21 protein-coding genes, 2 pseudogenes and 1 other annotated feature are annotated in these 25599 nt (G+C 61.3%); of the genes and pseudogenes, 8 read left to right on the top strand and 15 right to left on the bottom strand.

What is annotated here, in order from left to right:
- Positions 1–322: 322 nt before the first annotated feature.
- Both ACG00Y_RS22685 and ACG00Y_RS22680 read right to left on the bottom strand, forming a co-directional pair.
- Positions 323–1081, bottom strand: coding sequence for a TraB/GumN family protein (locus tag ACG00Y_RS22685; protein WP_394482837.1), 759 nt, complete (start codon positions 1079–1081; stop codon positions 323–325).
- Positions 1082–1632: 551 nt separating this feature from the next.
- The gene (locus ACG00Y_RS22680; RefSeq protein WP_394482835.1) at positions 1633–3444 is read right to left on the bottom strand and encodes an N-6 DNA methylase; all 1812 of its coding nucleotides are present in this window, start codon (positions 3442–3444) and stop codon (positions 1633–1635) included.
- A gap of 122 nt (positions 3445–3566) precedes the next feature.
- Between ACG00Y_RS22680 and ACG00Y_RS22675 the strand changes: the two genes are divergently transcribed.
- On the top strand, positions 3567–4298 hold the full coding sequence (locus ACG00Y_RS22675) for a hypothetical protein (protein WP_394482833.1): 732 nt from the start codon (positions 3567–3569) through the stop codon (positions 4296–4298).
- 149 nt (positions 4299–4447) lie between these two features.
- Here the strand turns inward: ACG00Y_RS22675 and ACG00Y_RS22670 are convergent, their stop codons facing one another.
- The 5 genes and pseudogenes from ACG00Y_RS22670 to ACG00Y_RS22650 form a co-directional block, all read right to left on the bottom strand.
- A complete protein-coding gene (locus ACG00Y_RS22670) occupies positions 4448–5644 on the bottom strand; it encodes a metallophosphoesterase (RefSeq protein WP_394482831.1) in 1197 nt (398 codons plus the stop codon).
- A gap of 15 nt (positions 5645–5659) precedes the next feature.
- Positions 5660–6256, bottom strand: a complete 597-nt coding sequence (locus ACG00Y_RS22665) for a sigma-70 RNA polymerase sigma factor region 4 domain-containing protein (protein WP_394482830.1) — start codon at positions 6254–6256, stop codon at positions 5660–5662.
- 617 nt (positions 6257–6873) lie between these two features.
- Complete coding sequence (locus tag ACG00Y_RS22660) at positions 6874–7626, bottom strand: SGNH/GDSL hydrolase family protein (RefSeq protein WP_394482828.1); 753 nt, start codon at positions 7624–7626, stop codon at positions 6874–6876.
- 262 nt (positions 7627–7888) lie between these two features.
- A pseudogene (locus tag ACG00Y_RS22655) lies at positions 7889–8131 on the bottom strand (IS3 family transposase); the annotation flags it as partial.
- Positions 7955–8069, bottom strand: a sequence feature (AL1L pseudoknot). Its footprint overlaps the pseudogene before it by 115 nt.
- 213 nt (positions 8132–8344) lie before the next feature.
- Positions 8345–8644, bottom strand: a complete 300-nt coding sequence (locus tag ACG00Y_RS22650) for an H-NS histone family protein (protein WP_394482826.1) — start codon at positions 8642–8644, stop codon at positions 8345–8347.
- 154 nt (positions 8645–8798) lie between these two features.
- On the opposite strand from ACG00Y_RS22650, the gene ACG00Y_RS22645 reads away from it, so the two are divergent.
- From ACG00Y_RS22645 to ACG00Y_RS22635, 3 genes are all read left to right on the top strand, one after another.
- Complete coding sequence (locus tag ACG00Y_RS22645; protein WP_394482824.1) at positions 8799–9371, top strand: histidine phosphatase family protein; 573 nt, start codon at positions 8799–8801, stop codon at positions 9369–9371.
- A gap of 218 nt (positions 9372–9589) precedes the next feature.
- On the top strand, positions 9590–10363 hold the full coding sequence (locus ACG00Y_RS22640; RefSeq protein ID WP_394482823.1) for a hypothetical protein: 774 nt from the start codon (positions 9590–9592) through the stop codon (positions 10361–10363).
- A complete protein-coding gene (locus tag ACG00Y_RS22635; RefSeq protein ID WP_394482821.1) occupies positions 10364–10981 on the top strand; it encodes a papain-like cysteine protease family protein in 618 nt (205 codons plus the stop codon).
- Between the two features lie 78 nt (positions 10982–11059).
- Here the strand turns inward: ACG00Y_RS22635 and ACG00Y_RS22630 are convergent, their stop codons facing one another.
- The 6 genes from ACG00Y_RS22630 to ACG00Y_RS22605 form a co-directional block, all read right to left on the bottom strand.
- On the bottom strand, positions 11060–11575 hold the full coding sequence (locus ACG00Y_RS22630; RefSeq protein ID WP_394482819.1) for a hypothetical protein: 516 nt from the start codon (positions 11573–11575) through the stop codon (positions 11060–11062).
- Positions 11576–11610: 35 nt separating this feature from the next.
- Complete coding sequence (gene tnpC / locus ACG00Y_RS22625) at positions 11611–13182, bottom strand: IS66 family transposase (RefSeq protein ID WP_394483041.1); 1572 nt, start codon at positions 13180–13182, stop codon at positions 11611–11613.
- Between the two features lie 54 nt (positions 13183–13236).
- Complete coding sequence (tnpB, locus tag ACG00Y_RS22620; RefSeq protein ID WP_394482817.1) at positions 13237–13584, bottom strand: IS66 family insertion sequence element accessory protein TnpB; 348 nt, start codon at positions 13582–13584, stop codon at positions 13237–13239.
- Positions 13581–13991: an IS66-like element accessory protein TnpA gene (tnpA, locus tag ACG00Y_RS22615; RefSeq protein ID WP_394482815.1), complete on the bottom strand. Its 411-nt coding sequence runs from the start codon at positions 13989–13991 to the stop codon at positions 13581–13583. The genes tnpB and tnpA overlap by 4 nt, the downstream gene beginning before the upstream one ends.
- A gap of 133 nt (positions 13992–14124) precedes the next feature.
- Entirely contained in the window at positions 14125–16344 is a 2220-nt protein-coding gene (locus ACG00Y_RS22610; protein WP_394482813.1) for an HAD family acid phosphatase, read from the bottom strand.
- A gap of 240 nt (positions 16345–16584) precedes the next feature.
- Complete coding sequence (locus ACG00Y_RS22605) at positions 16585–17154, bottom strand: H-NS histone family protein (protein ID WP_394482811.1); 570 nt, start codon at positions 17152–17154, stop codon at positions 16585–16587.
- A gap of 213 nt (positions 17155–17367) precedes the next feature.
- Here ACG00Y_RS22605 and ACG00Y_RS22600 point away from each other — a divergent pair, with 213 nt between their 5' ends.
- Positions 17368–20361: a hypothetical protein gene (locus ACG00Y_RS22600; RefSeq protein ID WP_394482810.1), complete on the top strand. Its 2994-nt coding sequence runs from the start codon at positions 17368–17370 to the stop codon at positions 20359–20361.
- Between the two features lie 49 nt (positions 20362–20410).
- Here ACG00Y_RS22600 and ACG00Y_RS22595 read toward each other — a convergent pair whose 3' ends face one another.
- The gene (locus ACG00Y_RS22595; RefSeq protein WP_394482808.1) at positions 20411–21331 is read right to left on the bottom strand and encodes a putative phage abortive infection protein; all 921 of its coding nucleotides are present in this window, start codon (positions 21329–21331) and stop codon (positions 20411–20413) included.
- A 385-nt stretch (positions 21332–21716) separates the two neighbouring features.
- A pseudogene (locus ACG00Y_RS22590) lies at positions 21717–22621 on the bottom strand (YifB family Mg chelatase-like AAA ATPase); the annotation flags it as partial.
- A 247-nt stretch (positions 22622–22868) separates the two neighbouring features.
- Between ACG00Y_RS22590 and ACG00Y_RS22585 the strand changes: the two are divergent.
- The 3 genes from ACG00Y_RS22585 to amt are packed head-to-tail and all read left to right on the top strand — an operon-like array spanning position 22869 to position 25513.
- The gene (locus ACG00Y_RS22585) at positions 22869–23588 is read left to right on the top strand and encodes a TorF family putative porin (RefSeq protein WP_394482807.1); all 720 of its coding nucleotides are present in this window, start codon (positions 22869–22871) and stop codon (positions 23586–23588) included.
- Positions 23589–23610: 22 nt separating this feature from the next.
- Complete coding sequence (glnK, locus tag ACG00Y_RS22580) at positions 23611–23949, top strand: P-II family nitrogen regulator (RefSeq protein ID WP_233370978.1); 339 nt, start codon at positions 23611–23613, stop codon at positions 23947–23949.
- A 37-nt stretch (positions 23950–23986) separates the two neighbouring features.
- A complete protein-coding gene (gene amt, locus ACG00Y_RS22575; protein WP_394482805.1) occupies positions 23987–25513 on the top strand; it encodes an ammonium transporter in 1527 nt (508 codons plus the stop codon).
- The last annotated feature ends 86 nt before the right edge of the window (positions 25514–25599 follow it).

Genomic DNA, 25599 nt, shown 5'->3' with positions numbered 1-25599 from the left:
CGACGGCGGCTAGAGTCAAAGTCCAATCGAAAGCGTGTGAAGTGCTGAATGACGTCGATGCGCAAGCAAAAGTCGGTCGTCAGTCGAGCCTTGCTGAGGCGGAATTGGCTCAGCCCCCTGGAGGATCGACTTTGGGCCGGATGCCAGCGGCGGGCCGTGAGTTCGGTAGCCCCGATTTTGAGCGCCTGATGGAGGAGGACCATCGTGCCGGAGAGGGCGTTTTCGACCCCGCATTGGGGGACGGATTTCGGGCGCAGGTTCTGATCCCTGAGGACTCGCAGGCCCAACACAGGAGGAAGCTCTGATCGCTTCTGCGCGTTATTTACAAAATCTGGTACTTCTGGCCTCGCGCGTTTAAATCGTGTAGTAGTCCCTGCGCCCCTACAACGTGCGCCGCACCGATCACGAATACTGTGGCTTGCTCTGGATCGGCGGCGCTGCGGAGCACAGCCTGAAGCATCACCTGATTCCGCTTTAGCAGCATCTCTTGAGCTCGAACCGGCGTTCGCTGGTAAATCTGATCCATCAGCGAGCCAAGCCGGCCTGGGTCCTTGCCCTGCCAAGCACTCAGTTCATCACGGAAGTCCTTGGCGCGCTGTGTGACGTCGCAGCTATAGGCGAGATCTGCCAATTGCTCGTCGTCGGGATATAGCGTCATAGCCTGGATGAGTTCCGCGCTCCCTTGAAGCCATCCACGTTTAGTCGGATCGACACGTCGCCACAACTGCTCGTCAACGCCGTCCTTGTTGAAAATCAGAAAAGTAGATCGATCGATTGCGCTGTCGATGTGAGCGGCGATATCGGCTATGGTGTACTTGAGAAGGTCGGCCATGACGAGCCCGACAGCTGGGCCAGTCCATACTTTCTGAAGATTTGGTGGAAGCTTGCTAGGGGGGGTTGCCGAAAACTGAAGGCTAGTAAGTGATGGCGACCGCAGCGCCTGATCCAGATCTCTTTCGAATATGACACGATCTGCTTGATCAATCGTGTCAATGATGCTCTTGTCGAGTACATATCCCGCCGTCAAGCGATGGAACGACGGGAGGATTGAGACCTTGGAATTTAGGAGATTGATGAGCATCAGATGATGTTGAGAAGTTGAGGGGCGTCGCCTATCTCAGCGCCACGGTCATATATGCCGATTCGAGCTTCCAGCATCACTTGGGCGATTCCCTCTCCTACTGCTCGGCTGCAAAGTGATAACCGAACTATTGTGTATACCGGCGGGACGGGCAGGCTCGACTGAACCCGTGCATCCGTCACGCAGGCGCACACAAAGAGAGGTGCGAATTGCCGGTCAGGGAGTGGCTGCCGCAAGTTGAGCGTGGTGACCATGAGCGCTCTAGCCGGGTCTGCCTGCCTTTGAGCGGCCGCGAGAGACACCCCTGTAACTGGGCTGCAATGACCATGCCCTAGTCGGTTTGAGTTGGCGATCCAACCTGATCACGTCTGGGCCGGTGTTCAAGAAGGTGCCTTACGAGGCGCGCGCGCCGACTGGGAAATATTAATCGCGACCCCTTCTCCACGCCCAAATTCCGGCGACTATCCCGGCGACGAGAAGCATTGACGGAAAGGGGTGAGCCTCCATGGCCGCCAATACCGCGGCCAAGTTGCTGACATTGAGATCTTTCATCATTGGCCCCCTTCGAATATCTGGCAAATTAAGTCGCCGTTCATTGCTTGTTCCCGCAGAAGAACGTCGACTTGAAACTGCAAGATCTCCTGACGCTCCAGGAGATTGCGTATGTCGTCGCACTCCGCATCTGACGGGATTTCTACTGGCAAGCTGCTGATGTCCTTTGCTAGTAGATTGGGGACGGTATTTCCCGTTCGCCTTTGAAGGAGTAGATCCTGGCCTAAATTTGATCGAAGGTAGGCAAAGAGAATTTCAGGGGGTAGTCGACTGCGCGGATGGGGACGAAGAATGACGCAGGCTTGACTTACGACCATTGGTAGGGGAGCGCAAATGCGGCCGGCCATAGCAACCTTGCCAATCGCTCCCTTTGCCGCAAGGAGAATGTCATTCGGCTGTATAAGCGCTTTAGACAAGTCGGCCGTCGGTGCGTCTACGCGTCTTGATGACTCCGTGAGTTTTCCAAACTTTGGAAAATCACTAGGGCCGACTTCAAAGACTGGGGTGGTTTCTTCGCTTGCTACGCGTGGTCGTGGCCGATGTATTGAGACCAGCTCCCCTAATTCGCGTACTTGTCTGCCTCTTGTCGGAGGTGTTCTTTTTGCGCCAATATGGCGGCGTGGGAGCAGCGCTTGACCGGATGCTTCGAGCGCGTCGTGCGCAACGGCCGAGGCATGTGTCGGCCAAGCCGATGGGTCCCGAAAGATTTCGACGAGAAGAGGCCAGCCATTAAGTGTGGAACGTCCACGACCATCACGATTGAAGAATTCCTCGGTTGAGCCCTCAATAAATACCACCGATTCGGAATTGTGCTGAAGAATCAATATGGAAAATTCGACACTTGTGCTTTGTAGCAATGCAGTGGGCAGGGAGATGACCGCAAAGAGCAGTTTTTGCCTAAGCAAGTAAGATCGCAGGTTATTGGCATCACCTGATGCGAACAGCAGATTGTTGGGAACGAGCGCAACCGTACGCCCGCTGATCTTCGATAGGGCATGCTGAATCCCCAAAATGGAGCTATCAGTCGACGGGACTTGGTATCGACGATGCATTGATTCCGTGGGGTACCTCTTTCCCATGGGGGCGGAAATTATTCCACAGTGGAAATGGGCTAAATCGCCGTCGTCTGGGCTGACGTCGAGTAGTGGGTCGTGAGAAGCAATGGAAAAGTTTGATGCTGAAGCCAGCTTAAAGACCCAAGGTAAAGTGGGGTCCGGTGTTTCAACATGTATGTGAGCCTGTTCGGCGACGGCAGCAGCTATGAGCCCCTTGGAAAGAGTGTCGTCGTAGCATATAAGCATCTCTGTGCCTGCCGCTGGCGCGGCAAGGGTCACTAGGAGTTGGCTTAGCTCGGATGGAAGGCGAAGGCTTGTTACTTCTAGTGTTGCCGAGAAAGTTGCCAATGCGCTCAAATGTTCGGCGCTATAGATTCTGCTGAACATATTGCATCGGATGAGATCTTCCGCGCATTCCAGCACCGAAAACAGCTCCCTATCTTCATATAAACCTATATGTCTAGCTTTGAATATTTGTCTGTCTGCTTCGTGCAGGAGTGATTTTGCTAATCCTTCCAGAATGGAAGGAATGGCATTCATATGTACGTCCGTTCGGTTGAACTGAAGGTTGGGCTCCTCGATCTTTCCAACCTGTGAAAGGTGCATCCAACTTGCGATCTGGAGTGCAAGGAGCTGGGTCTGCTGTATTGGCCTGTGAGGCACCTGGGACGCGAGCTCACGCATCGCCGAGATCGCTCGATCGATCAGGAAGGGCGGTTGGCCGGACGAGGGGGCACTATGGGCGTTCATGAGCATCTCGCGTTGTATAACGTCGTTATATCAACTTTTTGCGCACTGCAACAGACTTTCTTGCGCTCTGCACATCACGAAGTCGCTCGTTGGCCGACTACTCATGCACTCAACTGAAGGAGTGCGTGATGGGACTTCGGGTGCACGATGTAGAACGGGCGCGAGCAGACCGCGACCTCTACGCTGAATTGCGGACGCTGACGGTTCCTATCGCGGAAGAATGGATCGAGCAGTCGCTGAAGCGAGCGACGGCAAGCGCGGCAACCGACCTCTTTGCTAAGGAGTTCGAGGGGGTACGAGCGTTGCTGGCCTCAGAGGAGGCGCTGAGCTACGGAGTAGCGCTTAGGGCGGAGGAACCTGCCGTGCCCGGTCCTGGCTTGCCGCGCGCCCGTGTCTTCAAAGGGCTTGAGCCTGTCTTAGAAGAGGCAGTTGCGACGCAAATTGACCGGGAGCTTGTAAAGACGCTCGCAGCGGAGTTTGCAGACGGTCTTTGGAGTGGCTTGCTCAGGCAGATGCGACTTTCAGCCGATGGCGGACTGGTCGGAAGGCATAACCTTGTGCCAGTGGAGGAGCAACGGTGGACCCCGTTTTGGGAGGGGATTGCTCACTTTGGTGTCGAAGCGGTTCAAGTTCAGGCCATCGTGAAGGATGTGTTTGAGCAACTGGCCGAGAGACCACAGACGACGGACTACGTTGTCCTCCCCCTTGGACTAAAAATCAGAGTCTCAATGCTTAAAGACCTTCTGCGCAAAGCCAATGCGGAGGCAGACGCAGGCCTTTGGAGCCTCTCGACATTCGAGCGATTTTTGGAGACTGCGTCCAAGCCTCTGCCAGATAGGGCCGGCCTAAGGCGACGCTGAATAAGTCCCCGCGATGCAGCGCGCCCTGGTTTGGGATGGACTGCAAGGCGCAAACCGGAGACATAGCTGGGCCATGGCGAGGAGTTGCAACGCCGCAGGCCGCCCAAAGCAGGGATGCGCTGCGCGCGAGGGACTTGTTCAGCGTTGCCCTAAAGAACGAACGATAGCTTTTCGTACGCGCGGGCACTTCCCGGCGCCAACGGCAAAAAGCCAAACGCACCACCTGGTTGGCATCCGGCAATGGCTCGTCTCACGATTACCTCTCTAGGATTACGTTTGTTGGAGCTCAATCGAAAGACTGTGCACTGATACGGAAAGTCTTCCTGGCACCGTTCTGCGTATGTTGGGTTGGCGGCTGGAGTTGCAGCTATGTTCCTTTGACTTGTAGAAGCAGTGACGTGCTGGACACTGCTTCCCGGCAATGGCGGGTAGTTTGCGGAGACTGAAGTGTTGGGAAACGAGCCTATGAACGGATGGGTGATGTGAGTGTGGCCACCAATGTGCAAATGAATCAATGGCTGCTGCTGAAAGCGAGTCGTGAGTAACTCGTTTCCGAAATTCTGACGGTTGGTCAGGATTTGCTGAAAGCGCGGATTGCCTGGTACGGCTCCTGCCGCCACAGGGTAGTGCATCGCCAAAATGCGCAGATCTCTGCCGCCAGATCCGCTACTGCATGCTTGGGCCAGGCGGCCCAGATCGTCGGCCGCTGTTGGCCCCACCATAGGCGGCGGGGTCTTCCAAAATTGGTCTGGAAGCACCCGGCCTTGCGCCAACACGCCGGGCCAGAGCCCGTGGTCTACAGAATTCAGTGAAAAAAGCTGAACCTCTGAGGTGGAGTTCGGAACGGAGACAGCAAGTGGCGCAACAGGCAATGGGTTGGGAAACCATCTCTTTCTCAGCGAATCGCGCTGCTGAGTCATAGCCTGCGCGGGACCGCCGTTGCCTCTCCAGGCGAGCAGCGGATGGGTCGCCGGCCAGGCATCGTGGTTTCCATACAAGACGAGCTGCGATGTCTGCTGGCCACACGCCGCCTTGAATCTCGGGGTCCAGCATTGGAGCCAATCAGTTAAAGACTCATCGTCTCCAAAAGTTGTCCCATCTCCTGTGTCAACAAGCCAGCATGGTGCGCTACCCCAATCGGAATCCTTGCTAATTTCATTGCGCAGGAATTCTTCAAAGGCATAGAGCGCTGAAACATCTGCTCCTTCAAGCCCCTGTTGCCACTCTGGTGGCAGACGCTTAAAGAGCTTGGCCGTCGCGTGACGTTGTTTAAGAAACTGCGAGCCAACAATGTGCATATCTGAATAGTGCACGATCTGCAGAAATGGAATTTCGTCGCGACGCACTCCCCTCTCCTCTATTTATATTGCTCGAACTAGCGACATGGCGTCGTTGCCGAACTTTCTAATTAGTGTGGCTGATAGGCTGGCTCTCAATGTCTTGAGGCGTTGTCGTTCTCGATCTGTCATCGGGCGTTGATGCCCGCCAAGCGCTACTTCTCGAATTAGGTTTCTATCGCTTGGAGAAAGTTCATCAATAGCTACCATAATCCCTTGCAGCATGCGTCGATGATCGATCAGCTCAGGAAAGCTCAGTTGTGATGGTTCTGAAGGTTCCTCCGAGGGATCCTTGTCGTCGAAACTCGCCCAGCGCTGGTAATGTTGACGAAAGTGATCTGCGATCCGCCGATTCAATACAGTGAAACAATAACCTTCGAAGCGACTTATATCCTCGGGGGAAGGCGAATCGGCGCCAAACCAACTTTCGGGTATCCCTTGGCGCTCCTCTTTGCTTAAGGCGTTCGCCGCTGCAACGACAGCCTCACTGATCAAGTCTTCGTGAAAATCTCGTACTGACGGAAATTTGCTTCGCAAAAGCGTCTTGGCCTTTGGCAAGAACGCAACTAGTCCTTGCCGCCACCAAGCCGGGCTTTCGTGACCTACGGTGAAGTTCGGCATGTGTTGCTCATGCTGAGAAGGCAGCCGTCCTGTTCACACTACGAAAACAACGTATATCTGAAGGCGCGCCGGCTGTCATCATCTCAACTGACTAGCGTCACTGAATGCTCGGTCTCTCAACAGTCCTCACCGTCTATACCCAGCACCGCTTCCGAGAGCGCGCGCGGGGAGGGCTGCCAAGGTAGTTTGCGGCTACGGGGCTCAGCCCCAAGCACGCTGCCAGGTTGCCGGCGTCGGGGCTGACCGAGGATTGGATGATGCGCCTGCGCTGCAGCGTGCCACTGAGCCTCAGGCGGTCGGACCATGAAAAGGATCTTTGAACCATCAACCGCGACGAGGGGGAACAGGCGCTGGATCGTCAGAGCTCGCAACCCCGACACCAACGGCGTTGAGTGCGGGTCAGCAAATCGGCAATGAGTAGGACGGCGATGTCGAGAGCCTGGCGCTTCCAGATGAGCTACTGCGGACGTTGGGCAATCAGCCCGGCACTCCTTCGAAAATCTGGGTCGTGGATACCGGCGACTGCAAAGCTAGAAGAGCATGCCCGAACGTCTATGAGCTGATGCTCGAAACGGTGTACTCGGGGTGCGAACGATAAAAACGTCAAGCCGGAGGAACTATGCGAGGCCAGCGGCTTCAAGCTGCGGCTTCCAGCGTTTGGCAATTTTTTTGAATCCAGCAGGTGTAGGGTGGAGCTCGTTGGCCCATTCGTCGCGGCCCAATGTGCCACGCTGGTCGATCAGTTGCAGTTGTGGGAACTGTTTTCTCAGCTTTACCATCGCTTCCCAGTAACGATCTATAAGCAGGTTTATGAGATCTTGTTGCAGAGATCGGGGCACTTTGCATTGATCCATTGGAAACCGCAGCCATTGCCCAAGTCCAAAGAAGCCAAGCCCGTTTGGATTTGCATAGTCATAGCTGTGTGCGAAGACAGGTGTGCCTGGAATCTTATTTTCGACCAGTTCGATGATGGTCCCCAAAGCGCTTGTGACTTTGCCAAATAGTTTGCCTGGCTGTCTTATTCGAAGGCATGCTTCCGCAGTTTTGAATTTTGAACAGTCTTCTTCGAGCAGCGGGAGGAAATCTTCCGGACCGGCTAGATCATTGCCACCGCCAGAAAGGAAGACGGCCTTGATCGTCTTGCCATACCCCCGCGTCTTATCGAGGTCACGTTCCAACGTTTGGAAGATAACGCCGCTCGTGTATTCCTGCGCTTCCGCGCCGTTCGCCCCGCGGACCAGTATTATGTGATCCATCCTCTTGTTGAGAATGCTGTGGAGCGGCGTCGCAACGTTATTCTTGAGGTACCAAAACCACGAGTCTCCGAGCGCAATAATTGTTGGAAAGGCGATCGTGGTGTCGTCCTTCAATTCTTGCTCGTTCCACACTGGACCAGTAATCATTGCTTTCCTCCGAGGGCTATTGGGGCAAGGTAGATTTGTTCAGCAATTGAATAGAATTGCCGCGTTGACGCAACTGGATGTACGCGTACGGAGCGCGACTGTATGAACTTCACCTCCGCAGGTCATCCTCAACTTCGCTGAGATGGACGTCAGGTAGCACCGAACACTGACCTGCAACCCGCTTTCCGTACCAAGTCAATAGAGAAGAATCCGCGCACCCGGGAGAAGCGCGCTGCGCGCGACGCAAGCACAGCGCCGGGTTGCGCTGACGGGCCGCATGCCGCCAGTACGCCGATGGAGCGATCTGACAATGCGACAGATCGACTCGACGCCGAATTGCTGGCGATGCTGATCGACGAAGGCCTTCAGGACTTGATGCGGCGGTCGAGCTCTGCCTGGGCGAAAAGGCGCTGGCCAGCTTCAGGATCTCGTCGTCCTCACGAAGTTCGCGGTTCTCTCGCTCTAGCTCCTTGCCGCTGAACTTCGGTTGACGAGACGCCTTCAGCAACCCCCTACCAAACGACCTAGTTGAGGTAGGGCTGAGTATTCCAAGTGACTGCCCACGTTACGCAGCAGGCACAACGTGCCGTGCTAGAGCACGGGCAGTTGCGCTTGTGCCGACTGCCGCTCTATTGCGCACAAAAAAAGCCGCCCAACGGGCGGCTTCATTACCAAGGTCGATGCCTCAGATCTTGAATTGGTCCAGGGTAGCGCCGCCAGCAATTGCTGCTTTCAGCCACTTTGGCTGAAGGCCTCGTCCGCTCCAGGTTTCGCCGGTAGCTTGGTTCCTATACTTTGCCGCAACGCTTGATTTGGTAGTCTTACGAGCGCCAGCCTTGACTGCAAGGTCTGCGAGGGTCAGGCCATAGTCTTCCATCAGTGATTTGACCTTGGCCACAGCATTCGCTCGCTCGCTGGCTTGCGTCTCTGCAATCTGAGCTTCCAACGCGGCACGTTGAGCCAGCAAATCTTTTAATGAGGGCATGTCGGTTCCTTGAAAGACAGCTTGATACTAACAGGTTGACCCGTACTGGACAATGCGACTAGTTCACCGCTCGTGTTTGAATAGGCCATCAGCCTCATGGTGAGGCCAAGAGCCTGTGTTCGAATCTTGTCATAACTTCGCGAAGGAGTAGCGCTTGAGCCTGATTTGCGTGCGACATGGTGAAAGTACCGCAAACGCTGGGGCGGCCACTACAGATCCGTTGGGCATTCGGCTGACAGAGCTGGGGCGACTGCAAGCTCAGCAGATCGCAGCTTCTTGGAGCAGGGCTCCGGCACTGATCGTCACGTCACCCGCAACTCGCGCCCAAGCTACTGCGGCGCCGACCATTGACCGGTTCCCTGGCGTGCCGGTGGAAAGCTGGCCTATCGAGGAATTCACCTATCTCAGTCCGACGCGCTGTGCCGGTACGACGGTGGTGGATCGCCGCCGTTGGGTGGCGGAATATTGGAACCGGGGGGACCCGCAATTCATCGACGGTGAGGGCGCGGAGTCCTTTGAGCAGTTCATCGTCCGAGTCAAAGATGCTACGCGTAAGTTCGCTGACAGGGCGGACCACCGCCGGGCCGATATTCTGGTTTTCGGTCATGGCCAATTCATCAATGCGATGCGCTGGAGTCGAGGCGCTGCGAATCCCCTTGATATGAATACGTTCCGGTCCTTTGATCTCACCAATCCAATTGCTAATTGCCAGCGGGTCGAACTCTGATCTACTGGTTTTCCCGCAACGGGGCTCCGACCAATAGCCTGGCGCCGCGGGTCCAGCACTTTAGCCCCTGCTCTCGAAGCAGACGCGCAAAACGCGCCGCGAGACCGGTCTTGCCCTTCGATCGCAGCTCTCGCATTGCGCCGGAGACTCGACTGCGTCGGCGCTGAAGGGCAGGCAAGCGTTGCCAGATGAAGCTGATTTTTGGATAGGTAGATCCGATGCAACCACAACGACCGCGCAACTTGGTGTTGGCTCTGCTTGCGGCGACGCTGCTCCTGTCGAGCTGCAGCCAGCCGATCCGGGAGCAGCTCAAAGAGTTCGGCTTCAGCGAGATTCAGCCGCCATCGACACTCCTCCCGCCCGGCACTGTCATCATGGTCAAGCAACAGGATCCGCTTGTGGTCGGAATTATCTGCACAGCGCAGAACGCCTTTGGCGCCGAGATCGCCAATAAGCTGGTGAAGTCGGCATCGACGACCTCAATGAAATCTTCATCGCTGGAGGGTAGCTTCGACCTGGCCGCGGACTACGTGAAGTCGGTCTCCGGGTCGGTGCAAGGTAGCTCGGTCGAGAGCATTGGCGTCACCATGGCAAACGTGGCGCTCAATGAGCTCCCTGACGACGCTGTCATGTCGGGCGTCAAGAGTCGTACCCCGGAATGCCGAGATGCCATCAAGCTTCGCCGTGCCAATGGCGCGCAGGTTTCCATGGTCAAGTCCGTGGTCGCGGCCGACGTGACCTACATGATTCGCTACCGAGGATCCGTCGATGCTGCGATTCGCGCCGACATGACGAAGCAGGTGGCAGCACGACTGGGCCTCAGTGGCGCCGCCGCCAGCGAATCCAGCGTGACAGGCAAGCACCTCTATTGGGGCATCCGCGACGACATGGCTCTGGCCGCCTATGAGGGGGTCGGGCTGCCAGCCACCGGAACCATCAGTCGGGCTCGGCTCATCGAGCCTGGCAAACCCGTTCTTGTCGTCGCGGACTGAGTGAAACGTCGCGTCATCGGCTCGATAGCGGCTGCTGCAGCTCTCCTCGCAGCGGGCGGTGTCCATTGGCTACGCCGCAAGGATCGACTTGGGCCCGACATTGTTCGGCACGCCGTGCCGGTGTTACGCCAGACCGGACCCATGAATTGCTGGGCCGCTGTGTACGCCATGCTGTTGAGCTGGAAACTGTCGCGCACCCTTACGGAACAACAAGCGGTCGCTGCGCTGGGCGAGCCCTGGGCGGGTTTGCAACGTGCGGGATCGGGACTGCCGGGAGGGCAGGAACTTCGGTTCGTCGCGGCGGCCGGGCTGGTGGCCGAGCCGCCAGCCAGCTACATGCTGGAAGCGTTTCTCGATTGGCTCAAGTTCGCCGGACCGATCTGGGTCAGCACCGGCGATGGCCTGAGCTCGCACGCGCGACTTCTGATCGGCGCGGTCGGCGACGGGAAGTTTGACAGCACGAAGTTCATCGTCATTGATCCCGCCACCGCCATGGAGTCGTATGAGCCGCTACGCACATTCTTCGACGACTTTGAACACGAGGCTCGAGCAATCGTCGCCGCCAAAACTCAAGTGGACCTTCGCTGGCAAATCATCCACTGGCCACCGGAAAGGTAGCCACGACGCTCGCCGCAGACCTTAGGTCCTTGGACAACGCCATGCGATGCGTAAGCGTCGCCTCACCACCCTCTTGACCTAGACGTCGAGGACGTGACGCAGCAGTTCGAAGCCGACGCGCCAGTTGCGGCCGTCCATGGCTTGCAGCGTCGCGGTGCGCCGGTTGACCCGAGTAACGATGCCGACCAGCGCCGTCCCCTTGGCGTCGTCGAAGGTGACCTTGTCGCCGACCTTGAAGGCGGCGTTCGCCGTCTGCACGGCAGGCTCCGGCGGCGGCTCGTAGGCCTGCACTCCGGGTTCAGTCGTGAGGCTGTCGATCGCGACGTACGGAATCTTCCAGGTTCGGCGCACTTCTTCTTCGAGCACGGTCGCCTGCTTGTCGTGCCGCGCGATGAGCTTGCCGTGGCGGACCTGCCCGGTGCGATGGTCGATGAACTGCACGGCCTGCCCCAAGTGCAGCTTCATGCGCGCCGCCATCTCGCGCTTGGGGTCGTCCAGCAGCACATCGATGAGCGCGCGCATCTGGTACAGCTGCATGCTCGGCGCGTCTTGCAGTGCCTCGACCATGCGCGAGGCGATGTCGTCTTCAGCCATGGATGAATGTTGCCAGGGCCGCAGCCCGCTGGACTTCAGGCAGCGCGTGCAAGCGTGTGCTGCGCTGCGATCGACCACGGCAGCAGCTCGTCGATGCGGTTCACCGGATGGTCGGCGATCCGCTCCAGCACCTCGCGCAGATAGGCCTCGGGATCGAGCCCGTTGAGCTTGGCGGTCTCGATCAGGCTGTACATCGACGCCGCGCGTTCTCCACCCGCGTTCGAGCCCATGAACAGGTAGTTGCCGCGCCCGAGCGCAACGCCGCGCAGCGCGCGCTCGGCCGCTGAGTTGTCGATCTCGATGCGACCGTCGTCCACGTAGCGCGTCAACGCCTTCCAGCGCGCCAGGCTGTAGCGGGCGGCCTTGGCCAACTCCGACTTCGTCGACACCTGGGTCAGCACGCCCTGCAGCCAGAGGTGGAACTTCTCCAGCAAGGGGCCGGCCCGCGCCTGGCGCTGCTGGCGTCGCACCTCCGGTGGACGACCTCGGATGTCGGCTTCGACGGCATACAGCCCTTGGATGTGTTGCAGCGCCTGCGCCGCCAGTCCGGTGTCGTCACGGTGCTGTTCGTACAGGTCCCACCACGGCCGTCGCGCGTGAGCCCAGCATGCCGCTTCGACCACGTGGCCACCGTCGTAGAGCGCGTTCCAGCCACCGTAGGCATCGGCCTGCAGGATGCCTCGGAAGTCACGCAGGTGGCGCTGCGGGTGCTCGCCCTTGCGGTCGGCCGAGTAGCGGAACCAGACGGCCGGCGGCGCGCTGTCGCCCGAGGGCCGGTCGTCGCGCACATAAACCCACAGCCTGCCGGTGCGGGTCTTGCCTTCGCCTGGCGCCAGCACCTTGACCGGCGTGTCGTCTGCGTGCACCTTGGCCGCGTGCAGAACGTGACGGCCCAGTGCCGCAAGCAAGGGATCGAACAAGGTGTGAAGCTGCTCCACCCAGCCGGCCATCGTGCTGGGATCGATCTCGACGCCTTCGCGAGCGTAGATGCGGCTCTGGCGGTGCAGGGGTGAGTGATCGCAATACTTGGACACCGCCACATGGGCCAGCAGCGCCGGCCCTGCCAGGCCTCGCGCGATCGGTCGACTTGGTGCACTGGCCTGGAAGATGGCTTCGCACTTCGTGCACGCCAACTTGGGCCTGACGGTGCGGATGACCTTGAAGCGAGCCGGCACGTACTCCAGGTGCTCAGACACGTCGGCGCCGATGCTGCGCAGCCGGCCACCGCAGGCGGTGCAGCCGCAGGACTGGCCGGCAGCGTCGTGATGCGCAGCGCTGGTGTCAGGACGAATCTCGCGCTGTTCGCGAGGCAGGTGTTCCGGCAAGCTGCGGTCGACGCTGCCTGCATTGGCGGCCGGCGTGTTGGGCTTGCGCACGGGCAGCTGCTCCAACGCCACCGGCTCGATGAGGCTGGCCTGCAGATCGAATCGCTCGCTGGAGACGCCGAACTGCGCGCGCGTGCGGCGTGCCAGTTGCAGCTTGAGCTTGTCGACCATCAGCTTGAGCCGCTGCACCTCGTTGGCGCTGACGCGCAATTGCTGCTTGAGCAGCTGCGCGTCGTCGGGCAGTTGGCTGATCGGGTCGGTGTCTTGCGGCACGGACCTCAGTGTGCGACAGGGTCACCCGTGTTGGCATCGGGATCACTCCCGAGAAGGCATCACCTACGCAGCCAATTGGGGTGAGCTCGTGCGAGTAGGCATGCGCCAGTCGATGCCTTCCAGCAGCATCGACAGCTGGGCTGCGGACAGTGCAACGCGCCCGTCGACGGCCTGGGGCCAGACGAAGCGACCGCGCTCCAGGCGCTTGGCCAGCAGCATCAATCCCTGGCCGTCGAACCACAGCACCTTGATGATGTCGCCGCGCCGCCCCCTGAACACGAACACATGGCCGTCGAACGGGTTCTCCGCCAATGCCGTCTGCACCACGGCGGCCAGACCGTCGAAGCCCTTCCTCATGTCGGTATGGCCGGCGACGAGCCACACACGCGTGCCCGATGGCAGGCCGATCATGCGAGGCTGCGCAACGCAGAGAGCAGCGCCACAAGACTCTCCTGGTCGACGGCGCCTCGCAGTCGCAGCCGGGCACCAGCGAAGTCAAGTTCTATGCTGCCGGCGGTGGTGCGGGTCGCGCACGATGTGGGCACGGGAGGTGCCGACACCGGGTCGCTCGGCGTGGCCGAGGCGAGCGTGATCGGCAGCAGCTGCGGCGCCGACGCTTGCGCAGGTCCTAAGCCAGTGGCCTCGACAGCGCGATGTTCACGGCGCCACTTGAACACCAGGTTGGCGTTGATGCCGTGGGCCATCGCGATGCTGGAGACCGAAGCACCGGGCAGCAGGCATTGCCGGACCAACTCGCGCTTGAGCTCGGGGCTGTGGTCGCGCCTGCGGCGCTTGGAGGGTGTGTCTTGATCGGCCATGGTGTGCGTTAGCGATGCCTGATGCACACCATCTCGGCGTGCGCAGGATCAGCCGATCTTGCTCACGACACCACCGCCACGGTAGAGGGCCGTGAGGCCACGCTTACTGCGATGCCCACCGCCGTGGGTGGCGTTACCACGCTAGCTCAACCACCGTTGGGCAATGATCTGAGGTCGCAAGCAGGGGCTCCGGGAAGCTGGGCGGGTTGGGCGACTTCGATCCGCCCAGCGCGCCGATAGACACTTTGGAGATGGAGCCCACGGCGCGAGCCAGGCTCTCCGACACCAGCACGTGGTCGAGGCCAACGGGGTTTCGACAGCCAAGCCCCGTTGCCTTCGTCAGGAGTCCGGACTCAGCTGACGTGAGGACGGCAGTCTTGGACTTCTCACACGCTGCCTGAACTGCAGCGTCGCCCGGGCAGTGCGCTGCAAGCAGCACTGCCTTCGAACCCGCCGGCTTGCCGTCGTTCACCTCGAGTAGGAGGTTGCGCGCCCGCACATTGGCAGGTCGCGGACTTTGCAGATCGGTCGACTGGTCGCTCCGCGCCGCCTCGGCGCCGACGACCTTGTTCGCCTCGTGCCAGAGGTTTCGGTTGAAGTCGCCCAGCACGACGAAGTTGTCAACGCCATCGGCGAGATGCTCAAAGACGTCCTCCAGCGGCTGCACCTGCTGTTGAAGAACCTTGCAGTCCTTAGATGCCTCGTCGTCATCCATGCTCTTCTTATCCCTGTCCAGCGGTGACACGCAGCTGGATTTCAGGTGGACCGTCAGGAACCGGATCGCCTTGCCGCCGATCTTTAACGTGACCGCAAACCCCGGTCGCACCTGCTCCTGAGGTGGAAGCGTGGGGATGGTGAACGCAGCAATGTCCGAGCAAGCCTCCACGGCTGGGCCGAAGCTCTTGCGCCAAGCAAAGGCCAAGCGCTGAATCTTGAACTTGGGCTCGAAGGAACAGACGTTGTAGTCATCTGCCGCCGTCCCCAGCGCCTCGCGCACCGCGGCGACGCCGGAGACTTCCTGGAAGGCAATGACATCTGCCTTGACATCGCGGGAGAGGATTTCCGCGATCTGCCGATTTCGCTTCTCGTAGGCCGGCGGCGTGACCGCGATGCCCTTGCGCGCTGCATCCTGGTACGTGTTGCAGGGCGGCATGACGGACAGGTCGTTGCCGACAATCACGGCCCGCGACTCGCTGATGAGCCACCCAAGGGTCGCGCCAGCGGTGCCGTCGGGAACGGGATCCCAGGCTTTGGTCGTCGCGTTCTTCACGTACATCTTCGAGCAGGTGGCGATCCACGGATCGAGCTCGGCCTTCGCCACTTGCCACCCGAGGTTCCAGGTGGCGACTCGCAGAGTCACCTCCGTCATCGACTGCACCAAACCATCCTTGGCTCTCGCCTTGATGAGGCGGCATGCAGTACGCGCGGCGAACTGGGCCTCAGCACTTGAATCCATGGCCTTCGGACAGGTCTCATTCGCGGCGCTGGCCAAGTAGCGCTCCCAGGAACCGTAGGTGGGATTGGGCACGACGAACCACTTGCGCCCCCACTGCTCACCGACGTGCACCAAGTCGGCCTTTTTCTCGTCCGTTTTCTTGCCCGCGCGGAGGTCTCCGCGAAGCTTCGAACCGACGAAGTCGCCCAGGTCGTCGCCGACGAGCATGACGATCCGCCTGGGGAGGTTGGCCACACTCTCCCTGCGGATGGTCTTGTCCGTCACACCGCCGGTCGAGAAGAGGAAGGCCTTCTCGTCCGTCGCCCGGGCAAAGCCTTCCCGCTCCATCAGGGCCATCGTCTGCTTGAGCGCGGGGCACTTGTCCCGCGTGGCCTCGCCGGCGCATTCACGGTTGGTGATGTAGAACACGTCGACGTCGAGCTCTTGGGCTCTGCGTGTGAACTCGGCAGCGCCAGGTAGCGAAAGTCGATGGAATCGCGCCTTGGCGTCCTTTTCCGCAGAAAGCTCGACCCACTGCGCCCACTTGCCGGCATTGAAGTCGTCGCCTGTGCGTTGAAGTTCACCTTGGAAGGGCGAGTTGTCGAGTGCTGTCTCGTCCAGATCCAGGATCACGGCAGCCTTCATCCGTGATAGTTCAGCCGGGCGGAGCTTGAGCTGCTCCATCGCGACTGGCACACATCCCTTGAGACGGTTCTTCTTGCGATCACATGTCCGAACTGCCTCCTCAAGGGCCAGCGTCGCCTGCCGGTACACCTGAAGGGTGGAGGCAGCGTACTCGACGCTTCGCTGCTGCCACAGCACTGCGTTCACCTGATCCAGCGGCTCCGCAGCCAGGCAAGCTGTTGAGCCCATGCCGAGCAGCGCCCATGTGAACCACTGGCGAAAAGATGCCTTCATCGTGTTCTCCCCTGTGGTCACGAAGACCAGCCTAGACGGCAAGCGTGACGTTCTGGCAGATCTCTACCCCTGGCATCATCAATCTTTGGGACGACCGGGCTGCACTTAGAGCAGCTAGCGTCGAATCGAGCGGAGGGGATCTCCACTAGCAAACTAGGGGCGGCGCCCGATCCGATGCCCCGCAAGCAGTTGTGAGATCGCCATGCGCGACGCGGTCGACCAAAAAGTCGCCCCGCAAAGCTAAGCTGTCGACGAGTTGGCAGCCTCGACGGCCTTCGCCCCGGTCTTCTTCGCAGGCGTGGCTCGCGCCGCTTTCTTGACCGATATAGCCTTTGCATTCTTCGCCACGGGCGCTTTGCCCGCAGGCTTCGCTGCCTTGGCAGTGTTGGCAGTCTTCTTGGCGACTACGGCTTTGCCATTGGTTTTCGGCGCCATCTTCTTCCAAGCGGCCGCCCTGCGGGCCGCGGGCGCAGTCCTGTTGGCGCCAACCAGGAAATCGTCAAGCGAACGCCCACCTTCAAGTGCATCCTTGAGCCACTGAGGGCGCTTGCCGACGCCGTGCCATCCGTTGCCTTGATCGTCAGCGTACTTGTCCGGTTTGCCGGCCCCTACAGCACCACTCTTCTTCGACTGCACCTTCCTGCCGCCGCCGGCGGACGCAGCGCTCGACGAGCCGAACAGCTGCTCGACTGTCAGGCCATGCTGGTCGATCTCTCGCCTGATTCGCCCAACAACAGTCGCCTGCACGGCGTCGGCCTGTTTCTGAAGCTTCTCAATCTGCTGTTTCAGCTTGACGAGTGAAGATGCCATTCGAGACTCCGAGTTGTGGGTGCGGGAGTCTATCTAAACGTGCGCCTGTTCCGCCCAAAAGCGATCGGCCTCAACAATGCTTGAACTGAGGCTGATGGAAGGTTTCGTTAGCCACTCATAGTTCACGTCTCGGCTGATGCTTCGCCTAAGCCAGGCCCGTCGCTGAAAATCCCAGGCCGCGCCGTCTGGCGCCTACCTTTGCCGCGGCGAAACATGAACATCGACGAATACACCCACGGTGGCCATCTTCTCTATCAAGAGCTGTCTGAGACCGTCGCGGCCATCCTGAAAGCGGCGCTGTCACGCAGCGCGCCGCATCTGCGTATCCAGGAGATCCAGCGCCGTGCCAAGGGACCTGACTCCCTGCGCACCAAGCTGGCGAAGCAGGACGATCTGCTCAAAGATGTGACACAGGCCATCAAGGATCTTGCCGGTTGCCGAATCATTTTCTACAGCAACTCCCATCTCAGCGAGTTCCTGAAGAGCAATCTCATCGATGAGAACTTCGAGATCATCTGGGTTAGGACGAAGTTCCATCACCCGAAGACCGATGACGCGGAATCGGCGGACCTGTTTAGGTCGCACAACTACGTCGTCAAACTGAAGTCTCCCCTGGTCGACCTTCCAGAGCACGCGCTCCTAAGGGATTTAGTTTGTGAGATCCAGGTGCAGACCTCGCTCAACCACGCCTGGTCCGAGATGGGCCACGACATCATCTACAAACGCCCCGGGCTGAAAGGATTCGGCACGCACCAGATGCAGAGCATCGACGACCGCATGACAAAGATCATGCGCGAGTACCTGCTGCCGGCGGGCCACGAATTCGACAAGGTCGCCCGCGACTTCGAGCAGCTCACCAAGGGGAAGGCCTTGCTCGAGAGCGACCCTCTTGGGGCGCTCGCCGCCAGCACCGACAACAACAGGCGCCACGACATCCTGAATCGGTATCTCGACCTGGTTCTGCCGCTCTACGACGAGCTGGAGCTCGTGCACGCGGAAATCCGCGAAGCCGTTGTCCAGGCGATCAAGGTTGGCCGACACACTGCGGTACTGGATATCGAGACGCCCTACGGCCGGATCCCTGGCAAGACGAGCGAGGCTGTGACCAAGCTGGCACTCAGCGTGTTGGACGTGGTTCGGTATCAGGATGAGAAAGGGACGCGCGACGCCTGGCTTGCGCTAGTCGACCTATATCCAGGGGCGGTCACCGATCAGGAAAGACAACTGATCCTGGAATCAGTGCATCGGCTGGCCGAGAACAACCTGGAAGTCTGGATGCAGGTGGATCGGCCGGTGGTGCAGGCCATCGTGATTGGCGAACTGGTCTCGCTCGACGAGGCTAAGCTGGTGGCCTTGCGGCCGCTCGTGCTGCGGGCGCTGCAGTCGATGCTGAACCCCATCGCCGAATCCGTGCGGCGCGTCGCTGAAGGCGCGGAGATCCGCCGCGGGCACATCCCATATTCCGAAGAGCTGGAAGCCATCCGCGGCCAGGCCATCGGGCTGCTGAAGACGCTGCTCGCCAAGAGCACGACTGACGCCGAGCGCGAAGAGGTGATCCGCCACCTGTCGCCCGCGTCGGCAATGACGCATCTGGGAGCGTCACCCGATGGGATGGCGCTGATCGTCAGGGAGACGGCGACGATCTACGACATCTACACCGAGTTTGCGGACATCTTGTCGATGGCCCTGCGACAGCACCTAGAACACAACGCGCTGATCGACCACGGGCACTACGTCGTTCCAGCCGGCGGCACGTTTCCTTGCGAGGACGTCGGCGCGCGCGGCCTGCTCGAAGCGGCCTTGGTGCGCTTCCGGGAAACGCTGAACCGCGACACGGACTTCGTGGCGTTCAAGGTGCTGATGGGCTATGAATCGGTGTTTCCACCGGCCTGGACCGATCGCGAATTCATGATCGAAGGTACCGACGAGTACCGGGCCGCCGAGCGCCGAACGTATGTCGATGGCATCACTGAAGCGAATGTGGCCTGGTGGCTCGGTTTCCTTGTGCGTTGCGCGACGGTGCCGACAAACGACGCGGCGATGTTTCCGCCGCTGCACGACTTCTTGCAGGAGCTCGGCACGGTAAAACCTTCCACCGCTTTGGGATATGTGCGCGACCTCCCTCCCGAGTTGGAGTTGTTCCTTCCATCATTGCTGATTGGCATCGAGAAAAGCGGTCGTCGCCAGGATCTTCAGACGCTGATCGATGGCTGGTTGGACAACGGTCGCTACATCGGCGCCATCGCCCGATACCTGGAACACGCTGATCCCTTGGACCCGACACTGCGGGCGCGCACCGTCCGGCGCGCTATGGCGCTCAAGGACAGAGACAGCGTCGTGAGGTCGATGCCCGCGTTGACGAACCTCGGCCCGGTTGGGGACGACCCGGACGAGCTGTGGGCGCTGTTCCTAGATGCGGTCCGCTTCCTCACCGTCGCCAGCGACACGCGCTGGGTGCAGTTCGTCTGGGCTCGCGCCAAGAAGCCGGGGATCTTCAAGGACCGGCCGAAGGCCGAAATTGAATTGGTCCTTGAAGCGCTGAGGCCGCTGCAACGGCTGGACTTCCGCTCAGAGCAAATCATCTCGGCGATGGCAGTCGACTGGCCGCGCCTTGTGATCGACCTGTTCGCCAATCGGTCGCGTGACGCGCGCGATGCGGACCGCAGCTACGAAGCCTTGCCTGGCTCGTTCGCCTTCCTGAAAGAGACCCTGCGCGGTGAGGCCGATTACCTGATCCAAACGGCCAAGACGCTGTATCGAGAAGACCCCAGGCAGCACTACTTCCGCCGGCAGAACCTGGTGTCCAACGTTTTTCCAGACTACCTGCCCGCGCTCGATTTGGCGTTGCGCAAACTTATGGCGTCTGGGGATGCACTCGACCAGCAGCTGGTGGCCGAGCTCCTGCGGCCCTATCGCGGGCATCCGGACACCCACGAGCTTTGTAGAGACATCATCGCCAGCACCAAGGACGAGGACGTCTTGAGGGAAGTGGAGGTGGCACTCAGTCCATCGGGCGTGTTTGGCGGCGCCTACGCGATTGCAGACGCGTACCAGCGGCTGCACGATTGGATGAAGGCATGGCAGGCGGATCCGCGCGATGAGGTACGTGTGTTCGCGGTGGCGCTGGCTCGGCGCGCGGATCTTCAGGTCGCCACGGAACGTCGTCGGGCAGAGGAGCGCGCTGCACGCTTTGCCGCAGGCGACTGAGGCATGCGACTGCTTGGCGCGACCCAAAGCCGAGATATCTCACGGCGGGTCAACTGGCCTGCCAGCCTTCGCCGTTCCAGTGGCGGCGGCGGTCCTCATAGGCCATAGTCGCCGTCGATGCGAACGTCAAGCGAGCGAGGTCTTCATCCAGGGTCGGCCGATCATCGGCGCGCGTGATGTGCTTCAGAACACCGTACTTCTCGATGTACTGCTTCAGGCCGACGCCCCACCCGGATGAGCAGTTCAGAATTACCAGCAATAGCTCGTCTCGCGACAGCAAGCCTCGCAGGATGTTTGCGTAGTCCACCTTCTCGTCGTCGGGCAGCTCTGACCTGTCGATGAGCTTGAGCGTGTGATACAGCGTGCGCAAATACGGTCCGAGCCGGCTCTCGTTGCGCGAATAGAAGGCGCTGTAGGTCTCGGACAGCTTGGCCAGTCCCTGCTCCTGCAATTTCTTGTCCACGGCCCGCTTCCAAGTTTCCTCCGCGCGGGTGCGCACCACCTCAAGCGCGGCTGGGAAGTGCATGGTGGAAGTCGCCTCTGTGTCCACCCTCAGTTGGATCTGGTCGGACTGGCTGCGCAGCAGTTCGACGAGCTGGAAAAACAGCGGCTCGAAGGCTTGGCGAGCCTGCGCTGCTGCGGCTCTCGCTGCGTCCTCCCTCGCGCGTGTCCTGGCTTCCTGTGCCTCAGCTTCGGCGCGTTGCATCTGGATGCGCTGCAGCTTGATGGTTTCACGCTGCAGGTAGGCGGCGGTGACCACACCGACGAACGCCAACGCAGAGAACAGGGCGCTGAAACCGCCGAACATGTCGCCGGCGAGCCCAAGGTCGGCCAGTGCCGGATCCCCGTCTGACTTCCAATGCCGCACCACGTAGGCGGCACCGAACCACCACCAGCACCACCATGCTGCCACAGCAGCGACGAGCGCCGCCATGGCGCCGATTGCTGCCGCGCCCGATTTCGTTTCCATGCCCCCTCCTTCCAGACTAGTTTTGCTCGGCGCAACTATGCCGCTTCCAGGTAGGGGGATGTTTGCGCGGGAGGGCAACCCGCGTCAGCGCGGTGCCTTGACAGTGCGTTATCGGCGCGCCTTTCCTTAACCATGGCTCGCGGCGTTGGGATCAACATCCTCCAGCGCACATCAGCGCAGGCTTCGCCACTTGCCAATTGTGATGAAGACCGAACTGCTCCTCGTGAATCGCCACTCGTGGTCCAGTCGTGCGGCAGTGCCGACCTGCAAAGCGCGCGCCTGTGCTGCTTGCGATCACCTCAACTGAGACATCAGCGCCTGTGGATAACTCCGCGTCCCCCTGTACCCCCTCAACTCTGGACAGACAAAATTTTTCAACCCTAAGCGGGAGCTCGTCCAGGAACAGCACCCCATGCTGGGACAAGGAGATTTCGCCCGGCCGGGGCGGCGAGCCACCACCCACCAGCGCGACGCTGGACGCCGAATGATGCGGTGCCCGAAACGGCCGCTGGCCCCAGCGCGCGAGGTCGAACTGGCCTGCCAGGCTGAGCACGGCGGCGGACTCCAGCGCCGCTTCGTCGTCCAACGCTGGCAACAGGCCGGGCAGACGCTGCGCCAGCATGGACTTGCCGGTGCCCGGCGGGCCGACCATCAGCAGGCTGTGCCCGCCGGCCGCCGCGATCTCCAGCGCCCGCTTGGGCGCAGCCTGGCCCTTGATGTCGGCCAGGTCGGGCAGGCCGCGCCGTACCTCGCGCGGCAGCGCCGCAGCGCGGGGCAAGGCCTCGCCGCCGGGCTGCAGCGCGGCGACCACGTCCAGCAGATGCCTGGCTTCACGCACGGTCAGGCCGTCCACCAGCGCGGCCTCGGCGGCGCTGGCCCACGGTTTGCACCATCCTGGCGCAGTGCCAGCGCCATCGCCAGGGCGCCGCGCACCGGTCGCAGCTCACCGGCCAGCGACAACTCCCCCGCGCACTCGAAGCGGGCGAGCGCGGCGATGTCCAGCTGGCCGTTGGCCGCCAGCAGGCCCAGCGCCATCGGCAGGTCGAAGCGGCCGCCTTCCTTGGGCAGGTCGGCGGGTGCGAGGTTGACGGTGATGCGCTTGTTGGCCGGGAAGCCCAGGCCGCTGTTCTGCAGCGCGGCGCGCACGCGCTCGCGGGCTTCCTTGACCTCGGTGTCCGCCAGGCCCACGACCGTGAAGCTCGGCAGACCGTTGGCGAGATGCACCTCCACCGTGACCGGCGCGGCGGCCAGGCCGTCGAGGGCCCGGGAGTGGACGGTGGCGAGGCTCATCGGGAGGCAGGGCAGCAGCGGGGCAGTCTAGCCGCCGATGCCAGCGACAGTCAGGGGGTGTATTTCCCTCGGATGCACTGTTGAGGTGCTTAAAGTGGCTCGAATGGATCGTATTTGGTGCGTGTGTGTGCGTTGCGGGCGCCTTCGGCCCAGATTTGTGCGGCCGCCCGAGGGCGGACGACTTGGCACGGAAGCTGCAATGAATCGCCGGACTGTCACCCCCTCATTTCAAACAGGAGCCCCCGCCATGAAGTTTTCCCCTTCGCTGATCGCACTGGCGCTGACCACGGCACTGCCGGCCTTCGCCCAGGAGGCCTCGCCGCTGACGTTCAATGCCAGCGTCGTCAGCGACTACCGCTATCGCGGCATCTCGCAGACGCGCCTGAAGCCCGCCGTGCAAGGCGGCCTGGACTACGCTGCGCCGGGTGGTTTCTACATTGGTGCCTGGGCGTCGTCGATCAAGTGGATCAAGGACGTCGGCGGTGACTCCGAGGTCGAGATCGACGTCTACGGCGGCTGGAAGGGCGAGGTCGCTCCGGGCCTGACGCTGGATGTCGGCGGCCTGCAGTACTACTACCCCAGCAACAAGCTCGCCGTCAGCGCCAATACCTTCGAGCTGTACGGCGCACTGAGCTTCGGCCCGGTCACCGTCAAGTACTCGCATGCGCTGACCGACACCTTCGGCAACCCCGACAGCAAGAGCAGCGGCTACCTGGACGTGTCCGCCAGCTTCGAGGTCGCCGATGGCTGGATGCTGGCGCCGCACGTGGGCCACCAGAAGATCAAGGGCCCGGTGGGCGGCCCGGCCACCTACACCGACTACTCGCTGACGCTGTCCAAGTCGTTTGGCGCGCTGACTCCGAGCCTCGCCGTCATCGGCACCGATGCCGACAAGGGCTTCTACACCGTGAAGGACAAGTTCCTGGGCAAATCCGGCGTCGTCGTCGGGCTCAAGTACGCCTTCTGATCCACCGCGCCAGGAGAACCCCATGAAACTGATCACTGCCGTCATCAAGCCGTTCAAGCTCGACGAGGTGCGTGAGGCCCTGAGCGCCATCGGCGTGCAGGGGCTGACGGTCACCGAGGTCAAGGGCTTCGGCCGCCAGAAGGGCCACACCGAGCTGTACCGCGGTGCGGAGTACGTCGTCGACTTCCTGCCCAAGGTCAAGATCGAAGCCGCCGTGAACGACGACGTCGTCGACCGTGTCATCGAGGCCATCGAGTCGTCGGCGCGTACCGGCAAGATCGGTGACGGGAAGATCTTCGTGTCGCCGCTGGACCAGGTCGTCCGCATCCGCACCGGCGAAACCGGCAACGACGCGCTCTGAAGCGCGCGTCCATAACAACCGTTTGGAGAACCCTCAAATGAAGAAACTCCTTGCCGGCCTCGCCCTCGCGGCGGGTCTGCTCGCGCCGGCCGCCTGGGCCCAGGACGCCGCCTCGGCGCCCGCCGCTGCCGTTGCGGCCACTGCCACTGCAGCGGTCGACGCGGCCTCCGCGCCTGCCGCCACGCCCCCGGCCGAGGCAGCGCCCGCTGCGGCTGCGGCCCCCGCGCCCGCACCCAACAAGGGTGATACCTCGTGGATGATGGTGTCCACGCTGCTCGTCATCATGATGACGGTGCCGGGTCTTGCGCTGTTCTACGGCGGCCTGGTGCGCAGCAAGAACATGCTGTCGGTGCTGATGCAGGTCATGGTCGGCTTCTCGCTGATGGTGGTGCTGTGGGTGCTGTACGGCTACAGCTTCGCGTTCACCGAGGGCAATGCCTTCATCGGCGGCACCGACAGGCTGTTCATGAAGGGCCTGTGGGACAACGCGGCCGGCACCTTCGCACTGGGCGCGACCTTCAGCAAGGGCACGCCGATGTACGAGATCGTGTTCGCGGGTTTCCAGGCGACCTTCGCCGGCATCACCGCCTGCCTGATCATCGGCGCCTTCGCCGAGCGCATGAAGTTCTCCGCCGTGCTCGCCTTCCTGACGCTGTGGTTCACGTTCAGCTACCTGCCCATCGCTCACATGGTCTGGTACTGGATGGGCCCGGATGCCTACAGCTCGGCTGAAGTCGCTGCAGAGATGACCAGCAAGGCCGGTTTGATCTGGCAGTGGGGCGCGCTGGACTTCGCGGGCGGCACGGTGGTGCACATCAACGCGGCCGTCGCTGGCCTGGTGGGCGCGTACATGGTCGGCAAGCGCGTCGGCTACGGCCGCGAGCAGTTCACGCCGCACAGCCTGACGCTGACCATGGTTGGTGCCTCGCTGCTGTGGGTGGGCTGGTTCGGCTTCAACGCCGGCTCCGCGCTGGAAGCCAACGGCTTCGCTGCCCTGGCCTTCTTCAACACCCTGGCTGCCACGGCTGCTGCGGTGCTGGCCTGGTGCGTGGGTGAGGCGCTGCTCAAGGGCAAGGCCTCGATGCTGGGTGCTGCCTCGGGTGCCGTCGCCGGCCTCGTCGCCATCACGCCGGCTGCCGGCAACGTCGGCATCGGCGGTGGCCTGGTCATCGGCCTGGTCGCTGGCTTCGCCTGCCTGTGGGGTGTGTCGGGCCTGAAGAAGATGCTGGGTGCGGACGACTCGCTGGACGTGTTCGGCGTCCACGGCATCGGCGGCATCGTCGGCGCGCTGCTGACGGGTGTCTTCAACAGCCCCAACCTGGGTGGCCCGAGCGCCGTCGCCGACTGGACGACGGTCGCCATGGTCGCGCCGGAGGCCTACTCCATCGCCGGCCAGGTGTGGATCCAGGCCAAGGCCGTGCTGCTGACCATCGTCTGGTCGGGCGTCGTCTCGGTGGTCGCGTACAAGCTGGTCGACCTGACCATCGGCCTGCGCGTGACCGAAGAGGAAGAGCGCGAAGGTCTGGACATCAGCTCGCACGGCGAGACGGCCTACCACAAGTGATACAGAGGACCGGCTCGCGCCGGGCCTTCGTCACACCGAGCCGCCCCACGGGGCGGCTTTTTCATGGGCGTCTGCAGACCGGTCGT

Origin of the sequence: Pelomonas parva (genome assembly GCF_043555835.1) — a bacterium.
GTDB lineage: Bacteria > Pseudomonadota > Gammaproteobacteria > Burkholderiales > Burkholderiaceae_C > Pelomonas > Pelomonas parva.
Note: the sequence above shows the minus strand (reverse complement) of the source record. Positions and strands in the feature narration are given on the sequence as shown.

Excerpts from the sequence above, each read along its gene's own strand:
- ACG00Y_RS22685 (WP_394482837.1), bottom strand. The coding sequence starts at position 1,081 with ATGCTCATCAATCTCCTAAATTCCAAGGTCTCAATCCTCCCGTCGTTC.
- ACG00Y_RS22680 (WP_394482835.1), bottom strand. The coding sequence starts at position 3,444 with ATGCTCATGAACGCCCATAGTGCCCCCTCGTCCGGCCAACCGCCCTTC.
- ACG00Y_RS22675 (WP_394482833.1), top strand. The coding sequence starts at position 3,567 with ATGGGACTTCGGGTGCACGATGTAGAACGGGCGCGAGCAGACCGCGAC.
- ACG00Y_RS22665 (WP_394482830.1), bottom strand. The coding sequence starts at position 6,256 with ATGCCGAACTTCACCGTAGGTCACGAAAGCCCGGCTTGGTGGCGGCAA.
- ACG00Y_RS22650 (WP_394482826.1), bottom strand. The coding sequence starts at position 8,644 with ATGCCCTCATTAAAAGATTTGCTGGCTCAACGTGCCGCGTTGGAAGCT.
- ACG00Y_RS22640 (WP_394482823.1), top strand. The coding sequence starts at position 9,590 with ATGCAACCACAACGACCGCGCAACTTGGTGTTGGCTCTGCTTGCGGCG.
- ACG00Y_RS22630 (WP_394482819.1), bottom strand. The coding sequence starts at position 11,575 with ATGGCTGAAGACGACATCGCCTCGCGCATGGTCGAGGCACTGCAAGAC.
- tnpB (WP_394482817.1), bottom strand. The coding sequence starts at position 13,584 with ATGATCGGCCTGCCATCGGGCACGCGTGTGTGGCTCGTCGCCGGCCAT.
- tnpA (WP_394482815.1), bottom strand. The coding sequence starts at position 13,991 with ATGGCCGATCAAGACACACCCTCCAAGCGCCGCAGGCGCGACCACAGC.
- ACG00Y_RS22610 (WP_394482813.1), bottom strand. The coding sequence starts at position 16,344 with ATGAAGGCATCTTTTCGCCAGTGGTTCACATGGGCGCTGCTCGGCATG.
- ACG00Y_RS22605 (WP_394482811.1), bottom strand. The coding sequence starts at position 17,154 with ATGGCATCTTCACTCGTCAAGCTGAAACAGCAGATTGAGAAGCTTCAG.
- ACG00Y_RS22600 (WP_394482810.1), top strand. The coding sequence starts at position 17,368 with ATGAACATCGACGAATACACCCACGGTGGCCATCTTCTCTATCAAGAG.
- ACG00Y_RS22595 (WP_394482808.1), bottom strand. The coding sequence starts at position 21,331 with ATGGAAACGAAATCGGGCGCGGCAGCAATCGGCGCCATGGCGGCGCTC.
- ACG00Y_RS22585 (WP_394482807.1), top strand. The coding sequence starts at position 22,869 with ATGAAGTTTTCCCCTTCGCTGATCGCACTGGCGCTGACCACGGCACTG.
- glnK (WP_233370978.1), top strand. The coding sequence starts at position 23,611 with ATGAAACTGATCACTGCCGTCATCAAGCCGTTCAAGCTCGACGAGGTG.
- amt (WP_394482805.1), top strand. The coding sequence starts at position 23,987 with ATGAAGAAACTCCTTGCCGGCCTCGCCCTCGCGGCGGGTCTGCTCGCG.